Annotated in this window: 15 protein-coding genes and 2 pseudogenes; 4 read left to right on the top strand and 13 right to left on the bottom strand. The window is 38.7% G+C overall.

The window, feature by feature from the left end; all coding sequences use genetic code 11:
* Positions 1-35 precede the first annotated feature (35 nt).
* Positions 36-800 carry a prolyl oligopeptidase family serine peptidase gene (locus QRN68_RS04470; RefSeq protein ID WP_285395494.1) on the bottom strand — a complete coding sequence of 255 codons (765 nt, stop codon included), beginning with the start codon at positions 798-800 and terminating at the stop codon, positions 36-38.
* A 121-nt stretch (positions 801-921) separates the two neighbouring features.
* Between QRN68_RS04470 and QRN68_RS04465 the strand changes: the two genes are divergently transcribed.
* Both QRN68_RS04465 and QRN68_RS04460 read left to right on the top strand, forming a co-directional pair.
* Positions 922-1,731, top strand: a complete 810-nt coding sequence (locus QRN68_RS04465) for a Cof-type HAD-IIB family hydrolase (RefSeq protein ID WP_285395493.1) — start codon at positions 922-924, stop codon at positions 1,729-1,731.
* 273 nt (positions 1,732-2,004) lie between these two features.
* A complete protein-coding gene (locus QRN68_RS04460; protein WP_285395492.1) occupies positions 2,005-2,862 on the top strand; it encodes a DegV family protein in 858 nt (285 codons plus the stop codon).
* 54 nt (positions 2,863-2,916) lie between these two features.
* On the opposite strand, the gene QRN68_RS04455 is transcribed toward QRN68_RS04460, so the two are convergent.
* From QRN68_RS04455 to QRN68_RS04415, 9 genes and pseudogenes are all read right to left on the bottom strand, one after another.
* Positions 2,917-4,419, bottom strand: coding sequence for an alpha-amylase family glycosyl hydrolase (locus tag QRN68_RS04455; RefSeq protein WP_285395491.1), 1,503 nt, complete (start codon positions 4,417-4,419; stop codon positions 2,917-2,919).
* 480 nt (positions 4,420-4,899) lie between these two features.
* Complete coding sequence (locus QRN68_RS04450; protein WP_285395490.1) at positions 4,900-5,268, bottom strand: YisL family protein; 369 nt, start codon at positions 5,266-5,268, stop codon at positions 4,900-4,902.
* Between the two features lie 270 nt (positions 5,269-5,538).
* The gene (locus QRN68_RS04445) at positions 5,539-6,441 is read right to left on the bottom strand and encodes a fumarylacetoacetate hydrolase family protein (RefSeq protein WP_285395489.1); all 903 of its coding nucleotides are present in this window, start codon (positions 6,439-6,441) and stop codon (positions 5,539-5,541) included.
* 305 nt (positions 6,442-6,746) lie between these two features.
* Positions 6,747-7,913 carry a DUF418 domain-containing protein gene (locus tag QRN68_RS04440; protein ID WP_285395488.1) on the bottom strand — a complete coding sequence of 389 codons (1,167 nt, stop codon included), beginning with the start codon at positions 7,911-7,913 and terminating at the stop codon, positions 6,747-6,749.
* A 169-nt stretch (positions 7,914-8,082) separates the two neighbouring features.
* Positions 8,083-10,539, bottom strand: a pseudogene (addA, locus tag QRN68_RS04435) (helicase-exonuclease AddAB subunit AddA); the annotation flags it as partial.
* A gap of 855 nt (positions 10,540-11,394) precedes the next feature.
* A pseudogene (locus tag QRN68_RS04430) lies at positions 11,395-12,657 on the bottom strand (UvrD-helicase domain-containing protein); the annotation flags it as partial.
* A 1-nt stretch (position 12,658) separates the two neighbouring features.
* Entirely contained in the window at positions 12,659-16,168 is a 3,510-nt protein-coding gene (gene addB / locus QRN68_RS04425; RefSeq protein ID WP_285395485.1) for a helicase-exonuclease AddAB subunit AddB, read from the bottom strand.
* Between the two features lie 383 nt (positions 16,169-16,551).
* Complete coding sequence (locus QRN68_RS04420; protein ID WP_285395484.1) at positions 16,552-17,190, bottom strand: TVP38/TMEM64 family protein; 639 nt, start codon at positions 17,188-17,190, stop codon at positions 16,552-16,554.
* Positions 17,191-17,201: 11 nt separating this feature from the next.
* Positions 17,202-17,753: a helix-turn-helix domain-containing protein gene (locus QRN68_RS04415; RefSeq protein ID WP_285395483.1), complete on the bottom strand. Its 552-nt coding sequence runs from the start codon at positions 17,751-17,753 to the stop codon at positions 17,202-17,204.
* A 124-nt stretch (positions 17,754-17,877) separates the two neighbouring features.
* Here QRN68_RS04415 and QRN68_RS04410 point away from each other — a divergent pair, with 124 nt between their 5' ends.
* Positions 17,878-18,609, top strand: a complete 732-nt coding sequence (locus QRN68_RS04410) for an AzlC family ABC transporter permease (protein WP_285395482.1) — start codon at positions 17,878-17,880, stop codon at positions 18,607-18,609.
* Positions 18,606-18,932, top strand: coding sequence for an AzlD domain-containing protein (locus QRN68_RS04405; RefSeq protein ID WP_285395481.1), 327 nt, complete (start codon positions 18,606-18,608; stop codon positions 18,930-18,932). Before QRN68_RS04410 ends, QRN68_RS04405 begins: the two co-directional genes overlap by 4 nt.
* A gap of 57 nt (positions 18,933-18,989) precedes the next feature.
* Here the strand turns inward: QRN68_RS04405 and QRN68_RS04400 are convergent, their stop codons facing one another.
* The 3 genes from QRN68_RS04400 to QRN68_RS04390 form a co-directional block, all read right to left on the bottom strand.
* Entirely contained in the window at positions 18,990-19,226 is a 237-nt protein-coding gene (locus QRN68_RS04400; protein WP_285395480.1) for a DUF2198 family protein, read from the bottom strand.
* On the bottom strand, positions 19,226-20,407 hold the full coding sequence (locus QRN68_RS04395; protein WP_285395479.1) for a PDZ domain-containing protein: 1,182 nt from the start codon (positions 20,405-20,407) through the stop codon (positions 19,226-19,228). Before QRN68_RS04395 ends, QRN68_RS04400 begins: the two co-directional genes overlap by 1 nt.
* Positions 20,408-20,654: 247 nt before the next feature.
* On the bottom strand, positions 20,655-22,100 hold the full coding sequence (locus QRN68_RS04390; RefSeq protein ID WP_285395478.1) for a S41 family peptidase: 1,446 nt from the start codon (positions 22,098-22,100) through the stop codon (positions 20,655-20,657).
* Positions 22,101-22,391 lie beyond the last annotated feature (291 nt).

Raw genomic sequence — 22,391 nt, 5'->3', positions numbered from 1 at the left:
CACAGTGTTAACTTAATCATAGCAGATGCATCTTATTATGCCAAATGCTGTGCAAGCCATTCAGTTGCTGCTAACATACCGTCTCGTGATACTGCGTGGCCTGCTTTTTTATTAGCCAAAAATTTTAAGTCTTCCGGATTTGTTTCATAGTATTGGCATAAAGTTAAATAAAACTTATACGTATCTTTGAAAGGTACAGTTTTATCTAATTCCCCATGCCAAAATAGGACAGGTCGTCCTGCAAATTTTTCTGGTGTTAGGCTAATATCATATTTAGCTAGCAGCTCATTAGTTTGCTGTACCTCTTCTTCGGACATTGGCCAATTAACACCGTTATTAGTGAACTGTTGTAATTGATATTCACCTAATTTAATAAAACCTGGCGCCCCCATACATACTGCAGCTGTTTTAATCCAATCATAAAGCTTTAAGCAGCCTGACGTCACAATTCCACCCATCGATGTACCGGCGATGCCAATTTTATCATTCACTAATAATTGTTTATTCTTTAATTCATTATATAATTGTTCAACTTCATGAATAGAATTTAAAACAATATCCCAAAAATGTAAGTTCATTTGCATCTCAGATAGACCTTCACTACGGTCACCATGCAATTTTGCATCTGGTAATAGGACACGCACCCCTTTATCTACTAATTGATATGCATAATGTAAGTTATGTTCTTTTGCACTCATAAAGCCATGTATGAAAATTACTACCGGGGTTTCTTCATTCATATTTTCAGTATGTATATGTAATAAAGGAATATTTCCCCACGTTTCTTTCTCAACAATCATCTTTGTCACTCCCTATTACTGTCTCATCTTTATGTTAGCAAACTTTTTCCAATGTGACAAAATTTTGACGAACGGATGACAAAGAGATACTATTCAAACTATAGGAAAGGGGCAATGAATTATGAAACCACATTTAATCGTTTTAGACTTAGATGGTACGTTATTAACAGACCAACAACAAATTTCCACAAAAACTAAAAATACATTATTGCAGGCAAAGGAACAAGGTCATCAAGTGATGATTGCTACAGGTCGCCCTTATCGTGCGAGTGATATTTACTACAAGGAGCTTGACCTGAAAACACCCATTGTAAATTTCAATGGAGCATATGTGCATCACCCAAAAAATGCTTCTTGGCACCATATGCACACACCAATAGATTTAAGTGTTGTGCATGATGTCGTCGATTCCATTAATAGCTATGAGTACGAAAATATTATTGCGGAAGTTAAGGACGATATTTACGTGCATACAGAGGATGAACGGATATTAAATATTTTTAATATGGGGAATCCCAAAATTACTCATGGGGATCTATATACTCATTTACTAGACAACCCAACTAGTTTACTGATTCAAGCTAATGATATGAATTCAATGGTTATTCGTGATCATTTACATGCTGTTCATGCAGAGGTCATTGAACATCGTCGCTGGGGTGCACCATTTCATATTATTGAGATTGTTCGCCGTGGCTTAAATAAAGCAGTGGGAATCGCTCATGTAGCAAAGGATTTAGGTATCCCACGAGAGCGTATTATCGCATTCGGTGATGAAGATAATGATTTAGAAATGATTGAATATGCAGGACTTGGTGTTGCAATGGGAAATGGCATTCCTACTTTAAAAAATATTGCCAATGAAATTACCACAACCAATAATGACGATGGTATCGCTAAAATACTCATTGAACGCTTGAAATTAACATAATTAAATAGTAAGTTCAAATTAATATTCCCATTTTTATGATTTAACTTTATTCAGAAGTACCATTTAACACGAATGAGTACTTACTGAATAAAGTTCTCTCAATCAATCCTGAACGATACTAAAACTCGATATGATTATTTATCTATAATACTAGAAATTAATTTAGAGAAGCATAGGTGACGAGAAATCTCGACACTTGTTTGCCTGCTATGTATACGTATTTAAAAACTTTTCATATAGAGTTAAAAGAATGTTAAATTAGGGGGACAAATGATGAAGATTTTTACTGATAGTGGATGTGATTTATCGAAATCTTACTTCGAAGAAAACAATATTGAACTTCTTCCACTAAGAGTGCTATTGAACAATAAAGAATATGATGATGTCATTTCGATTGATTCCATAGAAATTTACGATGCTATTCGTCAAGGTGATCGCCCAAAAACATCCCAAGTGTCACCAGAGCTTTTTCTCAAGCATTTTGAAAATCTAGCAAAAAATGAAGAGGAAGGCATCTATATTGCCATTTCATCTGAATTATCAGGCACCTATAATACTGCAGTCATGGTTCGCAATCAAGTACAAGAGCAATATCCATCATTAAAATTAGCGATCATCGATTCTAAATGTGCTTCATTAGGTTTTGGCCAAGTAGTCGAGGAAGCAGTCCGACTTCGAAATACAGGTGCTTCATTGAAGGAAATTGAAGCAAAAATCACTGCCCTTGCCTCACAAATGGAACACATATTCACAGTTGAGGATTTAGATTACCTCGCTAAAGGTGGACGTGTATCAAAGGCAAGCGCATTTCTTGGAGGGCTTCTAAGCATTAAACCTATTTTAAATGTAGAGGACGGTAAGCTTGTGCCCCTCGAAAAATCACGCGGACGCAAAAAAGCCCTCACTCGCATGTTAGATTTAATGCAGGAACGTGGCGGGAACTTCTCTGAAAAAGTAGTTGGCATTAGCCATAGTGATGATATAGACTTTGCCAACGATGTAAAGGCTTCTATCCAAGAAAGATTTTCTCCAAAAGCCATCCAAGTAACAATGATTGGTTCAGCGATCGGCTCCCATGTTGGACCAGGTACAATTGCCATCTTCTTTACGAATAAAAGCTATCAAGCTTAACAAAAACCCCCTTCACACTTAAATAATAAAAGTGCAGAGGGGGTTTTCATATTATTATTGAGCATCTTGCTCCTGACGTCGTACTTTACCTCGTTTCATAATAACAACTACAAATCCTATGAATATTACCCATACTAATCCTAGAGCGACCATATACGGAATATTGAAACCATCATCTTTCTTAACTTGATAAACCTCTACCATTTCGCGATTTAAAATAACTGGATAAACGTCTTTTTCATTAATACGAACTTTTTCTTCATTTAAAATACCATTTAGCATTTTTCCTTCACCAACCTGAGCTGGTGTTAAATCAAAGCGTTGTGTTTTACTAGTATTGTTAACCATGATGACCCATTTCTCTTCATCGGATGTACGTGTAAATACAAGTAGGCCGTCTTCATTTTTGAGAACTTCAAAATCACCTTTGCGTAATGTAGCAGATTGATTACGTAAAGATTGGACATTTTTAATATAGTCGATTAATTCTTCATCTGTTTTAAAGTTAAAGCTTTGATGCGTATCCGGCTTTGTTTCACCGTTCATCGCAATTTCTGTACCATATTGTACAACTGGAATTCCTGGCATCATAAATAATGCACCCATCGCCATTTTTATACGTGTTGGCGGGAACATATTTTCAGTTGCAGAATCAAATGTAAAACGATGCGTTTCTAGCGAATCAATCATAATCTGAGTTGGTTTCTCACCTGTAAAAGGCTCCATCAACTTAGAAGAATCCATATCAACATTTTTAAATATATTACGGTAAATATCAGCTGTTGCTGGTGAGAAACTTGCATCAAAATCGGCATTACTTTCTTCATTAGAAATGACATAGAGTGACTTTTTCGTATCCTTTAATGCAGCAATCATTGCATTAATAAACTCTGTATCGGCATCCGCAATATTTGTTAAACGAACCCCACCAATATCATATGTAGAGACAAAGTCTGTTGCTGATTTAATAAGCGCATCTTGTACATCTTTGTTTTTCAAGTCCCACTGTACTTGTCCATTTTTTGTTGATGCAATCCAGTCCTTTTTCGCTGGATCCTTTGCCCACTCATGATTCGGACTTACATTGTTAAGTGGAAAATCCACCATGATCGACATATTTTTTTCTTTATATGCCTTAACAACACTTTTAAACTCCTTACTTGTCCCAAAATGACGCTCGATTGTAGAGTAGCTCGTTGGCATCGAACCATCATATTTCTCAGTGGCAAAAACCGGTCCAATGGAAACGATTGTAAAGCCCATCTCTCCGATAAATTTCAGTTTATCTTTTAGACCTTCAAAATCGCCTCCTGCAAATTTCGTAGGGTCTTGCGTATTTGTATCAAAATCGTTAGTGCCCGAAGCATTAAAGAAACGGTCAACGAGTAAATCATAGATGCTTTCTTCTGCAATAGTTCTTGTTGACACTTCATCAGCATGTGCAACTGGTACAGCACTCACTAAAGAAGTTGCTAGTAAAAGCGATGCAGCTGTCGCACTTATCCACTTCTTGAATTTCACTTTTATTCCCTCTCTTTCAAACCAATCCTTCGTCATTTTACCAAATAAAACAGTCACATCGCTATCATTTCAAAATATTTTCTGAAAATGCAAAATGAATTACGACAAAAAGGTGTCAACTTCTCCTAGATACTATTCATTGGTGAAGTGGAGCAGTGGAGCAGTTGAACTGAGTGCCTGAGCAGTCGTGTGCTTTGCATGAGTAGATTTTCCGGCTAGCTGAGCGTTTTTTCGGTCTACCCGAGCGAATTTCCACCTTACCTGAGCAGTTTTCACGCCTACCCGAGCGTTTTTTCACTCTACCCGATCAGTTTTCCATCCTACCTGAGCGGTTCTTCGACTTACCCGATCACTTTTCCACCCTACCTGAGCGGTTCTTCGACTTACCCGATCACTTTCCACCCTACCCGAGCGGTTCTTCGACTTACCCGATCACTTCTCTGACATACCCGAGCATTCTCCACCTTACAAAAAATAAAAGCCGTGAAGCGAAATCTTCACGACCTTTACGAGCAATTATGCAAAGAAAGTTTGCCCCATTGGCAGTTTGAAACCTAGGAACATTGTAATCAGTAAGAATACTGCAAATAAAATCCAAAACATGCCTGTTGGTTTATTTTTCTCTTTACGTACTAATACCATTTCCATCATACCAATGACTAAAATACCGCCTATGAATTTAAAGCCGTATAGCATACCTTCACCATAATCCATGCCAGTAATAAAGAGTGCTCCACCAGTGATGATTATTAAAACGTAGAATAAACGTAATGCCATATGTAAGCCTTTTGAATTCTTGCTCATTAATCCTGCAATCAAAAAGATTACGATAGCAACTACCCAAGTAGTAATATGCAAATGCGTTTGGCTAGTTAAAAAACTCATTATTGTCCCACCTCATATTCTTTTTCTATCAAACTCTATCCTACCATGTGTTGGAAAGGGTTTCAAACATTACAATAGTGTTCACAGAATAAACTTAAAAATCCGCAGAGTATTGACTAATGGCATTGAAAAAAGTCGATTTGCCACAAAAATTGTGATACAAATCGACTTTTTGAGTTTATAAATCCAACAAAAGTCAGATTAATAATTTAAGAAAATGTATTTCTACTTTTCAGTGCCCTCGTGTTGACTCACGCGGATTTGAAGAAATTATTCAAAATGATTCACTAATGTACCGATGCCTTGAATGGATACTTTCACAGTATCTCCCGCTTTTAAAAATTGTGGAGGATTCATGCCTTTTCCAACACCTGCTGGAGTACCAGTTAAAATAACATCACCTGGCTCTAATGTTACGTGCTGAGATAAAATCGATACTAATGATTCCACAGAGAACATCATATCTTTTGTGGAGCCGTTTTGACGTACTTCATCATTCACTTTTGTGACCACTGTTAAATCTTGTGGATTAGGAATTTCATCCTTTGTCACAAGGTATGGCCCAAGTGGACAAGTTCCTTCTAAGCTTTTGCCTAAGAAGAATTGCTTATGTTTTTCTTGTAAATCACGAGCTGTTATATCATTGGCAATTGTGTAGCCAAATACATAATCGAATGCTAGGTTTTTCGGAATATTTTTACCACGTTTACCAATGACAATGGCTAATTCGCCTTCATAATCCATTTTGGATGAAAGATCTGCATGGATAGAAATAGTTTGTCCATCAGCAGCAATAGCAGTCGGGGATTTTGTAAATACCATTAAATCTGCTGGGGCTGCTTCTGCACCCATTTCTTTTGCATGCTCATCATAGTTTTTCCCAATACACATAATATTTTTTGGTGTACGTGGAATTGGTGATAACCACTCGATAACTGTAAATTCACGTTTGAAGCTTTCAGCACGATCTGATTTTTCAGCGGCTTCTACTAATTTACGAATCTGTTCAACAAAATCAAAGCCTAATGCAATGCCATCTACAATTGAACTTGAAAAAGAAGGGAGAACTTGAAGTTCATTTTGAATAGCGAGTACATCCCATACCGCTTCTTCTTTTTTTACTTTTGGTCCAAAGCTTACATGTCCACCTAATTTAAACGATAAAATTTTCATGATTTTCAGAGCTCCTTCTTTTTTCTACATAATACAACAATATTATAGAAATTGCCTTACTTTTGTGACAATAATTTTTATTCCTTTTAAATCGCGGACTAATCGCCATAAAAAGTGGTTGATTTTCGTTCCGACTGAGCGCTTTCCTGGTAGCGTCCAATGAGCCAAATCGCGATAAATTGTCCTTACAATACAAGACGTGTTTATTAACTATATGTTTCCATCACATTGAAGATGAAGACTGATTTCCGCCGCAAATTACTCGCTTTCCGTACGAGAGTCGAATACCTTATACCGAAAAAACATTAACCTGCTTTCGTGTTCGTCTTATATGTTAATTTTCTCCACAACGCCTCTAACGGGCCCTGTTTCCATTTCGCTAGCCAAATTTCCGCCACAATCATTTGTACAACAATAATACTGACTGCAATTAACACACCTGTTGCAACGCTCACTTTTCCATACCAGCCAAATCCAAATTGATAAAATAAACATGTTCCAATGATCGATTGAAGTATGTACATCGTTAACGACATGCGCCCCATTTTTGCAAAAGGACTGAGTAACTTTGGTACAACTGGCAGTAAGCAAAGTAATACAATAACCCCAATATAACCAACTGATAAAATTGGACCACCTATGTATACTTTCAAGTAATCTAAGAAATACGTACGAGTAAACATGATAGGTAAACTCTTGATAAAAATACCAATTTCCAATCCAGCTATTGCTAACGATAGCCATAGCCATTTGAACTCCTTCGCTCGTTCCACTAAACGCCATTTAGAAGCTGCAGCACCAATTAACATATATGGCAAAACTGTAAATAATGCCGCAAACCACATGCCTATCCCCGCTTGAACAGATAAATCGGTTAACCGTTGCATAAAAGCATCTAGCCAACTCCCCGTTCCATAAGCAGTTATCGCTTGCTCTACTGAAGTAATATCTAAATACTCATCAACCGGTGTATTAAAATTAACAAGTCCTACAATAAATAACATAAAAGCTTGCCAAACACTGTTAATCATAATACCAATTGACAATAACCAAATAGGATGTAGACGTAGTAATAGCAATAAAAAAATGCCACAAAATGCATACGTCATCAAAATGTCGCCCCACCATATAAGCACAGCATGTAAAAAACCAAATACAAATAATATAGAAAGTCTTCGCAATCCTATCGTATAAAAATTTTGTTCACGACTTTGCGCTTTCTGCCATTGCATAGCGAGTCCATAGCCAAATAACATAGCAAACAGTGGATAAAAGCTACTTTGTACATAAATATCTAAATTTTGCTGCCACACTATATCTGACGGTCTTGTAAACCATGATGCCAAATCAATATATGGCATTGGCAAATAAAAGGCAAACATATTAACGAGTAAAATACCTAGTAAGCTAATACCACGTAAAATATCTAATGTTGCAATACGTTCCTGCAACATTGTCGGTTTTAACTCCACAAACTAACCTCCTCTATATAATCAACTTCACCTTGGCGTAATAGCAACTATCGCTTCGCTTTCGCTACATAAAGATAACGCTTTAGTGAAAACAGGGCGTAGTAAGCTGCAAGGTCTTGCAATACTTACTAATATTAATAAAGATAGCCCCGTTACACATTGCGTTTACTTATGCATGTAAAGTCCGTTCAATATCGAATAAATATAGAACTTTATCACTCACTTTAATTTGAAGAATAGATTCAATCGCCTCACTATAAACTCTGAGCTGCACACCATATCGTCCTAATAGTTCCTTCGAGAGTGCTGGCTCCTCAGCAAAATGTGATTGGATGCGATCAGTCTTATAATCTAGCAAAATCCATTCACCATATTCATCCTCAAATAAACAATCAATAATCCCTTGTACAATTTGAGCATCGCCGTCTTCATCGACCCTACTAATCGTAAATGGCATTTCTCTACGGATGGTTTTTGCTTTTTTAAAGCGCTGTCCAATGTCTGTTGTAAAGAAATTATATATTTTTTTCCATGGAACAACCTTTCCCTCAGCCTCCGTCAATAGCTGCCTTGCCACTAAATCGGCGACAAACTCCTTAACCTCCTGTACGCTCGTAAAGCCATTTTGAGGTACGTGCTGCATAACTGTGTGGACAGCTGTTCCTATTTCTGCTCCCGTTAGCTGTTTGTCCTGTAAAAAGGTTGGCCGTGGCGCAATGGTTGTCGTTTTTTGCTTAGAAGGTGCTGAAAAATAATATTCAGGCTCCTCCTGCCGCTGTAGATTTTCTAATCGCTTAATTTCACTAACTGATGTTTTTGAGCGTTTTTGTGTTGATTGTTGAAACGGATACTGTGCTTGAAAGCGCGTCGTAATTTCCGACAGCAATGCTTCGTCCTCTGGTGTTTCTAGCAATTGCTGCACCTCATCCTCTAACGCCTGTATGTCATACATATAGTGGCTCGTTTCAATGGCACGTACCCACCAATGTGATACATCTTCAGGTGCTTTATAAGAGGAACTAGATATTGCTGCAAAATCTGTATGTCTTGCAACTGCAGGTCCAAGCCAATCAAAGTAGCTATTAGCTCTAGCGCGTAAATACTCCTGAAGCGGGGCATCCGCTGGTAAACTTTGTGCATCCCGCCAATTGTCGAGCGTTTTACGCCAATTTTTCACAGACCCTACTAAAATAAGTCGCTCCTTTGCACGTGTCATCGCTACGTATAATACACGCATTTCCTCAGCACGCATTTCAAGCTCCTTTTTTTCCTTCAAAGCTAAGAATGGTAGGGATGTATACGTAATACGGTTTTCTGGATCAATCGCCTTCACTGCAAGGCCAAAATCTTGATCGAATAAATATGGATTGTGGAAATCCATTTTATTGAATGGTCGTCCCATCCCTGCCACAAAGACAACAGGGTACTCTAATCCTTTTGAAGAGTGAATCGTTACAAGACGCACGACGTCATCTTTTTCTCCAATCGATTTAGCTGTTCCTAAATCATCTCCACGCGTACGCATGCGATCAATAAAACGCAAAAAACGAAATAGTCCACGAAAGGCTGTTTTCTCATACATTAAAGCACGATCATGCAAAACGCGTAAGTTGGCCTGACGCTGCTTACCATTTGGCATAGCTCCAACCATCTCGTAATAATGCGTGTCTAAGTAAATCTTCCAAATTAAATCTGACAATGAACCACGTCTTGCTAAATCCCGCCAGTTTTCAAAAGCTAGCATAAAGCGTTGAAGCTTCGCAAAAGTGTCAGACTGTACACCATGCCCATCACTTCGAATAAATTGCCTTAATGCATCATAAAACGGCGCTTTTGATTCTGCTAGCCGTATTTTTGCTAGCTCATTTTCTGTTAAGCCAACAAATGGAGCACGTAGCACAGAGGCTAAAGGGATATCCTGATATGGATTATCCACAACCTTTAGCACATTTAGCATAATCTTGACCTCAAGCGCATCGAAATAGCCTTTCGAGGACTCCGCATAGAGAGGGATGCCCGCAAGCTTAAATTCTTCCACTAAATCTGTTGACCACGTCATTGAACGCATTAAAATTACAATATCGCTATATTTTAAAGGACGTTCTGTCTTCGTTTTTGTATCAAATACAGTTGTTCCATCCTCCATCATCTGCCGAATACGTTCAATGATAAAACGTGCCTCATACTGTGATTTTTTTAATTCCTCTAGATCAGAGGCTACACTAGCAACATCTTCTGCCTCTTCATCTAGCGCTTCTTCTTCAGAAGGATGCATAACGACTAGCTCCACCGGGACTTCTTTGTCATCATACGGTGCCGCCGGCTTTAATGAAGCATTTTCATCATAAAGGATTTCTCCAACACGCTCTCCCATAATTTGTGCAAATACATAGTTTGTAGCGTTCAACACTTCTTTCCGACTACGGAAATTAGCGTTTAAATCGATACGCATTCCCGATAAATCTGGGGTCTCTAAAAACTCACTATATTTTCGCATAAAAAGCTTTGGTTCTGCTAAACGAAACCGGTACACGCTTTGTTTTACGTCCCCGACCATGAAAAGATTTCCGTCCTGCTCATCACCTGTTTTCACAAGCTGTAATATAGTTTCTTGCAGCATATTCGATATGGATAGGTAAGCCTTTGAAGTGATCTCCAGCTTTTCCCCCCATTCACACCGTACGTGAGAGTTTCCCCTCATACGGCGTTCCATCAGTTAATTGCTCTATATCTCATTATTTCATTTCCGATTTTTGCTCTTAGCTTATTTACATTACTGATTTCAGTCGCTGTTAATGTTAACTTCTGAAGATAATTGGCAATACTCGAACCTGAAAATCATGACATAAAGTGTTCAATTAACTAACTAATGGCTATCCCTCCACCGCTTATTATCGCGGCTTCCTAGGTACTGTGCCATCACTTTCACTAACTTAAAACAAGGTTATACGATAGATTCGTTTTCCCTCGTACCGTTTCATCGAGTGCAATCTCTCCACGTAGTCAGCTTCCCACGTTCCAAGAACCATATCTGTTCATACAGAATCCTTAGGTCATTCCTCTAGCCCTGTTAGCTGGATGATGCCTATAACATCATAAGGTGTTTCATAAAGACAATTCTTACTCCACCCCACTAACCCGCGCGTGGCGGACCACCCTTTCGAATGGCTATACCTCTAGAGCCGTACATTCGGAATTTCGTCATTAGATTGTTGTTTAACCTAAATTCTAACCATAGATCTCTTTTAGAGCCCCAGCCTATCTATCACACAAGATACCTCTATCCCGCTTTCCTTCTTTCAATTAGGGTGATATTCAGCTGACTTCACCGAGCTTATAACCTAGCCTTCATTGCACAAAACTACGCTATTCGGAGTATTAGGCGAGCCTTTCTGAGCGTTACCTCTTCATTCGACTCTTCTGATTCTTAGTTCTCCTAACATTCGTTAGTGGCTAATCTTTTCAATTAGCAACGTGTCGCACTATCTTGGTATTCGTCCACAAGCACTTCTTTAAAATGTTGCTTCAAATCTAGAGCAACAGGTGAAGGCTGTAATTCATCTTCGACTTCTACAGTTAAAATTTGCAAGGCGAAATGTTCTAAATCCGAGAAATCAATAATTCCTCGTTCTAATTTCGCCATGCGGAACTGTTCGCTAAAAATATTCGTCAATTCGACCAATGTTCCTATCGTCGGACCCATTAATCGAATTTCTTCAAGCAAGCGTGCAGGAGTCCGAACAAAAAAGGTCTCTTTAAGTTTGTTGACAATTTTTTTAGCTGCCTCTCGCTTTTTCTTAGCAAGCTCCTGTAGATCCACATCCACTAAAGCATCCTTTGATACACGCTTTAAAGTTGACCATTTCACAGTAGCAAAATAATCAAAGAGTTCCTGCCACGTTCCTTCACGACTAATACGAATTCCTTCCTGAATCATGGCAAAATCCAATTCTGCAGTTTCAGCATATGGTGCAGGTCCCTCAGGCTGTAACGTAATGGCACGCATTTCAGAAATTAAAACGAATGCCTCATCAAGACTATGCTTGACCGTTAATTTCACATATTTCGACAACTCTAAATCATCAATTGTCACGTCTGCAGCTAAGTCATATGTCTCTGGTAGACTACAAAGCCATTTTTTAGGCTCTGCATGAACACGGGACGTATCATAAAGCTTGCTTATTAATGTTTCTATAGCCTGATCATCACGATCCGATGTAAAGCTATCAACTAAACGATAGATTGCTTGAACCTGTGTATCATCTTCGGAATCGTAAGCATTTTCTAGTACATCTGCTAATATATCGTCCCTTAACAAAGCAACCTCTGCCTCATTTGCTATACGAAAGCCTGGGTCAATATCTAGCATATAGGCGTACTGTTTGACAATGGCTAAACAGAAGGAATGCAGTGTTGAAATTTGTGCTTTATTAACAAGACTTAATTGGCGTCGTAAATGATTGGAGGTTGGATTTTCTGCAATAGCCTTTTCAAGTGCCTCTGCCATACGATGACGCATTTCAGCAGCAGATGCATTTGTAAAGGTTACAACAAGTAACTCATCCACATTAATAGGATTCTCTGTTGCAACTACCTTCTCAATCATGCGATTAATTAGTACTGCCGTTTTACCAGAGCCCGCCGCTGCCGATACAAGCGTATCCTGACCACTTGCATAAATCGCCTTCCACTGGTCGTCTGTCCATGTGACTTCCGCCGGCTTTTCAGGTATTTTTTGTACCAATTTACTTCATCTCCTCCCGAATTTTCTCAACGATATCATTCGGCTTCGCTTGCTGTAACTGACGATAGCTTTGCTTACCGTCAGATGGGTCAAATTGACAAACAGCTGTAAATTGACAGTAGTCACATGCTGTTTTTGTTTTTAGTTTATAAGGACTTATTGAGGTATCCCCTGCTAAAATTCCATTACCAGCCTCTTGATGCTTGCGCCGTACAAAATGCTGTAGGTTTTTCATATCATTAACAGGTACAATACGTGACTGAGATTCTGACGGTGTCCCATCTTTTTTCATATAGACAGGAATGATTTTCGAATGCCCACTCGATTCCTCTAACTGCTCGTCCATCGATAAAATGGACTCCGCATTTTCTGATAAAAGACCTTTCATTTTGTATTGTTTTAAACGGTCTTCCTCAATTTCGCTGTCGCTTAAGTCCTTATCAAGCTTTAGCATTGGATTGTGGACATGTACATAAAGAACCCCGGCTGGCTCCGCTTCACCTGACAACCAGTAAGAGGAATTTTCCATCGCCACATCTAAGTACGTTAGCACCTGTAAGGACAACCCGTAGTAGACCTCATTCAAATCTAAATCACGAGCTGATGATTTATAATCGACGATCCGTAAATATGAGCGATCATCAATAGACGCACTATCCACCCTATCAATACGACCACGCATAAACATTTTCTTACCACCTGTTAAATCAATTTCTAGCGGCGGTAGCTGTTCATGTTGCCCTGGTCCAAACGATGCTTCAATAGCAATCGGCTTAAAGTGAGAAACATTCGAATGCTGTGTCAGTGCCGTCATTGTTCGCTCGACAATACGAATAAGCTTGCGCTGAATATAGCGATAACGTGCGCTTGACAGTAAGATTTGATGCGAAAATACCGGAACAATTTGCTCAACGGCTTGTCTTGCTAATTGTTTAATTTGCTGCTTCGTTAAACGTATCCACGATAGCTGTAGACGGTGTGTCTCTTCCGTAATCCATTTCAATGTCTCATGGAATAAATCGCCCATTGCAAATGTTTCTAGTCTGTACTCTTCCCGCTCTTCTAGACGAAGACCATACGTTGTAAAATGCGAAAATGGACAACGGAAATATTTCTCAATACGAGACACACTAGATGTTAGCTTTTGACCATATAATTCCTGTGTAATGTAATTTTCTAATGGCTCTGCCTCATTTTTATGAGTAATTGGATGTAGCACTCGTTCAAAAATAAGTGCCCAATAAGGGTCCTGCTTATAAAATTTTTGTAACGCAAGCCACTCTGGCGCAAGCTCACGGCTGTGCTCAGCTTGGCGTTTTTGTACCATTAAATGTGCTAAGGCTGTACGTGGATGACGTATATACGATAAAGCACTTTCTTCAAGTAATTCAATTGGATCAATCACAACTCGCTCAACCTTAATCCCACTCAAAAGCCCAGCCGTTTTATCATTGCCGATAATTTTCTTAATATAGAGTGAAGACAATAGCGCCTTGCCCTCTTCATCTGCCGTTGGATAGGACATATATAATTTATCAGATGGCGTCGTTAAAGCACGGTATAGTAAGAAATTTTCCTGCAATAAACGATTTTTAGATGTCGGCGCAAGCTCATAACCAATTTGACTAAACCATTCACGTTCTGTATCTGACAGCAAACCCTCATAATCCATACGAGTTGGATAAACTCCGTCATTCATCCCTAAGACGAAAGCGACTTTTATATTCGATAAACGAGCTAAATCAACCGTCGCTACCATGACCTCATCTAATGTAGGTGGAATACGAGAAAATTCTAATGTATCAAAGCCCTCATCTAAAATTTTCGCCGCTTCTTCTACAGACATCTCCTGTTCACCAAACATGTGTACAAACTGATCGAGCACGGCAATCCATTCTTTCCATGCCTGATCATGCTCACTCGCAGCTAATGCATCACCTCGATCAAGCTCACGTTCTTTTATCGCTTGAAGCTTTTCATAAACTTGTAATCTTTCAATCAACTCAAATAAAGCTGTCGCTACATCTCTGCCTGTTGTCGCTATTTCTAGCTTGTCCTGTAACAATTTTAGCGGCAAACGAATTTCATCGCGAACGGCCTCGATTTCTGCCTGCATAGCACGTTCTTCATCCGTTTGCACGCGTGAATGGAATTCAAGACCACGATACTTTTTGAAAAACCACCTAGCTTCTTCAAACCAACGCTCACCATAGACACCCTGTGCTAAACAGTAGTTTTCTAAACGATCCGCACGCTCTCGCCAAACATTTAGCTCAGCATGTAACGGGAAAAATAAATCCGTTTTGACACTACGAAAAACCGGTTCATATTTCCAGTTAGAAGTGATAACCTCTAAAGCAGATCGACTAAGTTCAATTAAAGGGTGATGTAGCATCGTCTTTTTCGAGTTTGTAAAAATAGGAATTTCATATTGTTGGAAAATTGTTGTAATCAGTGGATCATAGACTTCTGCTTGTCTATAAAGAAGTACTATATCCTGATAACGATAACCGTTCTCTCTTGCCAGCTTTGTTATTTCCCGGGCAATGGCATGTATCTCTGCACGACGATTGGATGCCTCCAGTACGATGACATCACCTGAAGCTTCTTTCGTTTGAGGCACCATATCTGCAAATCGCGCTTCTATATGGTGTAAATCCTCGGATTGAAAACGATGCGTATTGTAGAAGTGCAATGGTGCATCAACTTCAATGCCCTCTTCATTTGCAATATCGTGTAAACGTTGGTTCGTAGATGCAGCCTCATGGAATAAAGACTGCTCATCATAAACTTCGTCGATATGGTCAAAGGGAAGAACAACCGTTACCTGTTTCGTCACCTTTAACAACTCTTTTACAAGCTCTAATTCTCTTACAGTAAATGCTGTAAAACCATCTATATAAATTGTCGCCTGCTTCATCGTCTCAGAGTGTTTCAGTTGCTCCGTTAAAATCGGATAATACCCCTCACTGTCGACATATGTCGTACCAAGTCGTGCCTCCAAAGCTTGTAAAACGACTTGTAAATCATTCGTTTTAGCTTGCAATGTATTAGGCGCATCAACAGCCTTCAACGAGGTTGTCACTTCAGCTAACACTGAACTATTTAAGCTATAACGACTAAACTCTCGTAATAGCGTTTCAATTTCCTCCGTAAAGCCTCGTTTCCCAGCTGCTTGTCGAAATAACGAAAATTCACTTTTTTGTTCCTCTAAAAGCTTGCGGATAAGCATTCGATAACCATAGCCATTTACTTCTTTCCGAGCAATCCCACCCGTTTCCTGTAACACTAGCCATGCCAATCGTTTAAATGTCATGACCTGCGCACGGATTAAGCCTTGCAAGCCATGTTTATTCGTTAGCTCATACTCCGTTGAGTAAGACATTTGGTCAGGAACAATCACAAAAATTGGATGACCCAACGGATCTGATTTTAGTTGCTCGACAATCTCATGATGAATAAACGTTGATTTACCTGTTCCTGAACGTCCTGATACAATACGCAATGTCATTTACTTTTCCCCTCCTGTTAAATTCTATTTAATAAAAAATGCTAGTCCTATATCCCCAACGCTTTGCTACCCAACCTGAACATTTGTTGATATACCGAGCACTTTACGACTCTACCTGAACGGTTATCGCATTGACCTGATCACTTTGTTGTTCTACCCGAGCGGTTTTTGCATTGACCTGATCACTTTGCTGTTCTACCCGAGCAGTTTTTGCATTGACCTGATCACTTTGCTGTTCTACCCGAGCGGTTTTTGAATTGACCTGATCACTTTGCTGTTCTACCTGAGAACTACTCCATATTACCTGAGCATTACCTACCAGTAGTCAAAGAAAAAAGCCCCTGTTCTCATTCTACATGATACAAGGGGCTAAATGTGCTTATTCAACTTGCATGTTTGTCTCTATTTTTTGTCAATTTTCGCGCTTGTTTTAGATCTTGCTCCACACGCGCGTTTAATCGCTTCTCTAAAAGCTTACCAACCCACCAAAGCACGACAATCGCAACTGCCGCAGTAATCAGTTTTATAGGGCTTGTTAGTAGTGATTTTATATCATAACCAAGCACGCTCATTCCTAAAATCATGACGAACTTCCCTGCCAATAACACAATCAAATAAAACTTTTTGTGCATATGAGATAAGCCTGCTACAACGTTTACAATGACTGAGGGTGTAAAAGGAAAACATAGTAACACGAATAGTGGACTAATGCCATTCATATCTACCCATTTTATTAGCTTCTCTACTTTTTTACTGCCTGTTACAAAACGAAGCTTTGGATGCTTGCCAAAATGTCGGACAAGCAAAAATACTGCATATGAACCAGCTACAGAACCTAGCCAAGATAATAAAAAACCAAACCATAAACCATATGCACTCGCATTGACGACAACGAACACGACCAAAGGTAAAAACGGCAAAAATGCCTCTATAAAAGGTAATAAAAAACCAATGATTGGGCCAAGTGCTTGATATTGTTCCCGAATATGCTCAATGTTTTCTACAGTAAACCATTCACTCAAAATTGACACCTCTATTTATACTGCAAAATTAAATGTAAAATCGTTAACGTTTCCGAAGTATTTTTATACTCATGTGGCTGATGTCCTGAGAATACTAGTGTATCCCCTTCTTCTAGTAATTCATGCATATCCCCAGCAGAAATGGTGGCTTGTCCTTGGATAACGGTCACAGTTTCTTCTACCCCTTCTGTGTGGGCTTCACTCTTGCTAGAGGCACCGGGCTCCATTTCGACTTTATAAAGTTCCCAGCCACGTTCTGGATTATAAGGAATAATAGAATACACACGATACCTTCCATCATCTTCATCTACATGTGGCGCATTCTTACTACTATATTTCATGAAATGTGCTGTAGGCGGCTGTAATAAGCTAGAAAATGAAGTACGCATACCCGCAGCGATTTTCCAAATTGTCGATACTGTAGGGTTCGCCTCTCCCTTTTCAATTTGTGCAAGTTGCGCCTTACTTACTCCTGTAGCTTTGGCTACATCGTCTAAACTTAAATGACGTTGCTGCCGAATCTTCTTTAATTGAAATGCTAAATTTCGACTCATTTGTTCCATTTTCATTCACCAATTTCTATTGTTTATTTTATCAGACATATGTATACTTTAATAAACATTAAGAAATATCAAACTATTCCATCATTAGTATACATCGAAATTTTCAAGAAAGGATGACCTATTTATGGCAAGTACAACAGAATTCCGGAATGAAACAGCAAATACGCCAGACGATAGCTTTTTACAAGGCGTTAAAGATTGTGTCCCCACTTTACTCGGTTATATTAGTATAGGACTTGCTTTTGGTGTTGTAGGTTCCGCTTCTGGATTATCGGTGCTCGAAATTGCACTTTTAACTATACTCGTCTATGCAGGCTCCGCACAATTTATCTTTTGTGCACTTCTTTTAACAAATAGTCCTGCTTCCGCTATTATTGTAACCATTTTCGTCGTAAATCTACGCCATTTATTAATGAGTTTAACATTAGCCCCTCATTTCACACACTATTCCATGCTCAGAAATGTTGGTTTCGGCACATTATTAACGGACGAAACATTCGGTGTAGCTGTTACAAAACAAATGCAAACTGGTAAGCTATATGGCAAATGGATGGATGGGCTAAATATCACTGCTTACTCATTTTGGATTCTTTCTTGTGTAGCTGGCGCATATTTGGGGCAATGGGTGGCAAACCCTGAAAAATGGGGCTTAGATTTCGCATTGATCGCTATGTTTGTGGCACTTCTTGTACTTCAACTTAGCAGTGTAGGTAAAAGTAAAATAATGCATTATCTTATGTTAATCGGCTATATGATCGTTATTATGTATGGTCTTTCTTATATCGTACCTTCGCATGTAGCTGTTCTACTTGCAACAGTTATTGTAGCAACAATAGGGGTGGTGACAGATAAATGACGACAACCGCTTCTATGGTCTGGCTTATCATTGGCTGTGCACTTGTAACTTGGTTACCAAGAATTATCCCTTTTATATTCGTACGAAGTGTGAAACTACCAGACGTTGTAATGAAATGGTTAAGCTTTATCCCTGTCTGCATTTTAAGTGCTCTTGTTATTGAAAACTTACTAGATACAGAAAGTGGAAATATCGTTACACTCGATTGGCCCGTATTTATTACATTTGTGCCAACACTAATTATTGCACTTGTCACGAAAAGTTTATCTATTACAGTTGTAGCTGGGGTTATTATTATGGCAGTTGTACGATTTTTCATGTAAAAAGGTCAGTCCTAAAAGTGAGAAAGCTATCACTTTGGACTGACCTTTTATAATATTTTAAACGGTATCTTTATTTTTCTTCATTTTACTTGCTAACCAAAAGCCTACTGTTAACGAAAATGCATCAATCACATATAAAGTAGGCGTGGTAGTGTAACCTGCGTAGACAGATGCCGCAATAAGAGCAATTGCCAATATTAGTGCAACATAACGATTAAACGTAATTCTTGAAAACAATAACACGAGCAATGCTGGCAAAAATAACGCTAACATCATTTTCCCGAAATCATCCATTAGAAATCCCTCGGCTCAGCTAGTAATAATCCTATACGATAATGATCATTGCTATATATAACATGCTGTGTTAACCGTATTTCATTGTTACAGTCTAATACCTCTAGACGACAATGTGCTGCATTTAATTGCAAAGCTTCATATAATTCATTTTCAGTAAAAATGGAACGGCCATTTACTTTACGAATACATTCCCCTGCAAGTAAGCCCATTTTTTCAGCTGGGGAATCAGGAAGCACAGCCGCTATAATAGCACCCTTTGAGCTCGGTGCAACTGCATAAATATCCGTTTTATCTTGCATCGCATAGAAGATTGAAATAATAATACGAATCACTGCACCTATTACCAGCGTTATCAAACCGATGAAAGGTTCTATAAATCCGGCCAGTCCACCTATTAAAATAAGCTGTCCTAATATAAGCACTGATCGGCCAATTTGAGGCAATTTCAAAGCCGGCAATTCTTTTCTAGTAAGCTTTGAAAAACCTATAACGATTGGGAATAGTACAAGTGCAAAGGTACTCTCTCCTATTGTAAATTGTGGCCAATATGGCAAATCTGCTGGAATAATATCTCCTGGTATTACAAAGAAGATTGGCAGTACCCATACATTTCTTGAACGATAGACAATTGCCTGCATACCTCGCTTCGTTTTTTCAACTCGCGGTGTTGTTACCTTCATTGCTGTTTGACGAATTAACATGCCCTCAGCCATCACACATAAACCCGCTAAAATCGTAATCGTTACAATAGGACCATCAAATAAATTTACACCTTCTAAAGAGATTTCCCACCAAGAAAATGTCCAATTGTATTGATACATCAACCATATTGCTAGCGTAGCAAGCCCCATCGTATAAATAGGTGAAAGTGCATTAATGAAGAACAATAAAAGTGCCAACGCAGAAATAGCGATTAAAATCATTAAAAAAGCTTTAGGCACTGTTAAACCTAAACCAACACTTACTAGTGAAATGAGGAGGGCATATAACCAACCATATTTCCATTGCCCAATTAGCTCTGTCCAACCCCAAACAATACGTCTATTAAAAAATTTACGCTCCTGTTTTACACGACTATAACCTAACAAAATCGCAAATAAAATGGCAATATACATTAATGGGTTGAGTAAAAAGCGGCCAATCGATGTTACAATTTCTATTAATATATCACTAACCATACGAACACCCGCCATTTCTGTCTTGAATACTATGAATTTATTGTATCAAACGACTACACTCTTGCGTAGTACAATCTAGTATTCTTATTTTTTTATCTTCATTCAGCGGATGTCGTAGATTTTAAATGATGTTGTTGCGAATAAAATTTCAATTATGCCTCTATATAATAGTGTCAGGATTCGACTTTGTGCTTGCGTATAGAACTCCTGTCCGAATCCGTGACATCCACCAGAGGCTTTAACTTATTTATTGTTCAATATTATGCATTAAAAAGCTTGTTGCCATTTGGAACTGTAAATCATTTTGACGATCCTCTTTATATTTTTTCAATGTTTCATTTAAGCTGTTAAAGAAAGTAGTATCCATATAAATCTTATCTTCTACTTGTTTCAATTTCTTATCTTCGCGATAAAGCTTAACAGCCTCCTCCGTCGTGTCATCAAAATAACCATCTAAACGGGCAATTTTATAACCTAGCTTTTTTAAAGCATTTTGCGTATAAGCAATTTCTTCACTCATATCGCCCATTTTAAACTTCCCTGATAATGGATGCATTTGAAAAGCAACTAATTCATTTTGTTCAATAACTAAATTAGCCTCAATACCTTGACCATGAATCCATTCGCGTTTTGGTGTCAGCCATTTATTTGTGGACAGTTTAAGCTCTCCGCCATTTGATAGTGACCAAGATTCCTGCACCGTTCCCTTCCCAAAGCTCTTGACACCAACAATAGAGGCACGTCCCCAACCTTTTAAAGCACCACTAAGTACTTCACTAGCCGATGCACTGCCTTGATTTTGCAAAACAACAATCGGTATATTATTCATTATCTGCAAATATTTTTCATCAAAGCTTTTTGATTCTGTTTTTAATGGTTCCATAGCACCTTCAGCATTTTGCATATACGCAAACACTTTGCCATTCTCGAATACAGTGCTCAGCAGCGCTGCGACGCTATGTAAATAACCACCTGGATTATCTCGCACATCGATTACTAACCCTTTGATATCCTTTCGGAGTAACTTACTCGTTTCAGCAACCCATTCATTCGCCGTTTTCTCACCAAAAAGTGAGATTTCTACATAGCCTATAGGCGTATTTTCTACATTCACAACTTCGCTTGATACGGTTTTATTGGAAATTGCTGCTCGTTCCATTGTCATTTTAATATGCTTATCTTCACTTGGACGATAGACAACAATCGTCACCTTTGTCCCCTTTTCTCCTTGAATTAAATGCATTAATTCACTCATCGGTTTACCATCTACTCGAACACCATCAACTTGTACAATTTCATCAAGAGAACGCATTCCTGCTTTTTCTGCCGGAGACGAACGGACAGGAGACACAACAATAAATTTCCCATTATTTTCTGTCAACTCAATCCCAATGCCCACTCTTTCTTCAGCTAACATTTGTCGGTGTTGTTCTGCCTCATCTTTCGAATAATAGGTACTGTAAGGGTCCTTAATAGCATCTGCCATACCCCGAAGTGCCCCCTCCACCAATGCATCTTTTTTCGTACTGTATACAGATTTTTTCTCAATTAAAGTCAACGCTTCATTGATTGATTCGACCTCTGTGACGACTGGCTTCTCTTTATCCCCTAAATTAAACCAATCAAAATAAAATCCGCTACCTAGCAATAAACTACTAGCAAGTACGCCGACACCAGCCATTATTTTGCGCAAACCTTCCCTCCTCCGTCTCTTTTACTGTATGACTTTTATTTTTCAAACATACAAGATTCAGCTTCAAAATAATTTGTTGAATACTATGCTTTTTGTTTTGCAAGTATTCTATGAGTGTTGAGTGGGTTTTTGTGAATTGTGGGTATTTCACTTACGTGCGCGGATATTCTAGCGGGCTTCGCGGGTATTTGTCTTTCGGGCGGGGATTCTATCGTCTTCCGCGGGGATTTACCCTTCCATAGCTGTCAACTTTAGATTTAAAAACATCTATTTGATATTTTTTTAAGAGGA

The sequence above is a fragment of the Lysinibacillus sp. fls2-241-R2A-57 genome, from assembly GCF_030209535.1.
Classification (GTDB): domain Bacteria; phylum Bacillota; class Bacilli; order Bacillales_A; family Planococcaceae; genus Lysinibacillus.
Note: the sequence above shows the minus strand (reverse complement) of the source record. Positions and strands in the feature narration are given on the sequence as shown.

Bases quoted from the DNA above. Each gene is read 5' to 3' on its own strand.
- QRN68_RS04470 (WP_285395494.1), bottom strand. From the start codon at position 800: ATGATTGTTGAGAAAGAAACGTGGGGAAATATTCCTTTATTACATATA.
- QRN68_RS04465 (WP_285395493.1), top strand. From the start codon at position 922: ATGAAACCACATTTAATCGTTTTAGACTTAGATGGTACGTTATTAACA.
- QRN68_RS04460 (WP_285395492.1), top strand. From the start codon at position 2,005: ATGAAGATTTTTACTGATAGTGGATGTGATTTATCGAAATCTTACTTC.
- QRN68_RS04455 (WP_285395491.1), bottom strand. From the start codon at position 4,419: ATGACGAAGGATTGGTTTGAAAGAGAGGGAATAAAAGTGAAATTCAAG.
- QRN68_RS04450 (WP_285395490.1), bottom strand. From the start codon at position 5,268: ATGAGTTTTTTAACTAGCCAAACGCATTTGCATATTACTACTTGGGTA.
- QRN68_RS04445 (WP_285395489.1), bottom strand. From the start codon at position 6,441: ATGAAAATTTTATCGTTTAAATTAGGTGGACATGTAAGCTTTGGACCA.
- addB (WP_285395485.1), bottom strand. From the start codon at position 16,168: ATGACATTGCGTATTGTATCAGGACGTTCAGGAACAGGTAAATCAACG.
- QRN68_RS04415 (WP_285395483.1), bottom strand. From the start codon at position 17,753: ATGGAACAAATGAGTCGAAATTTAGCATTTCAATTAAAGAAGATTCGG.
- QRN68_RS04410 (WP_285395482.1), top strand. From the start codon at position 17,878: ATGGCAAGTACAACAGAATTCCGGAATGAAACAGCAAATACGCCAGAC.
- QRN68_RS04405 (WP_285395481.1), top strand. From the start codon at position 18,606: ATGACGACAACCGCTTCTATGGTCTGGCTTATCATTGGCTGTGCACTT.
- QRN68_RS04400 (WP_285395480.1), bottom strand. From the start codon at position 19,226: ATGGATGATTTCGGGAAAATGATGTTAGCGTTATTTTTGCCAGCATTG.
- QRN68_RS04395 (WP_285395479.1), bottom strand. From the start codon at position 20,407: ATGGTTAGTGATATATTAATAGAAATTGTAACATCGATTGGCCGCTTT.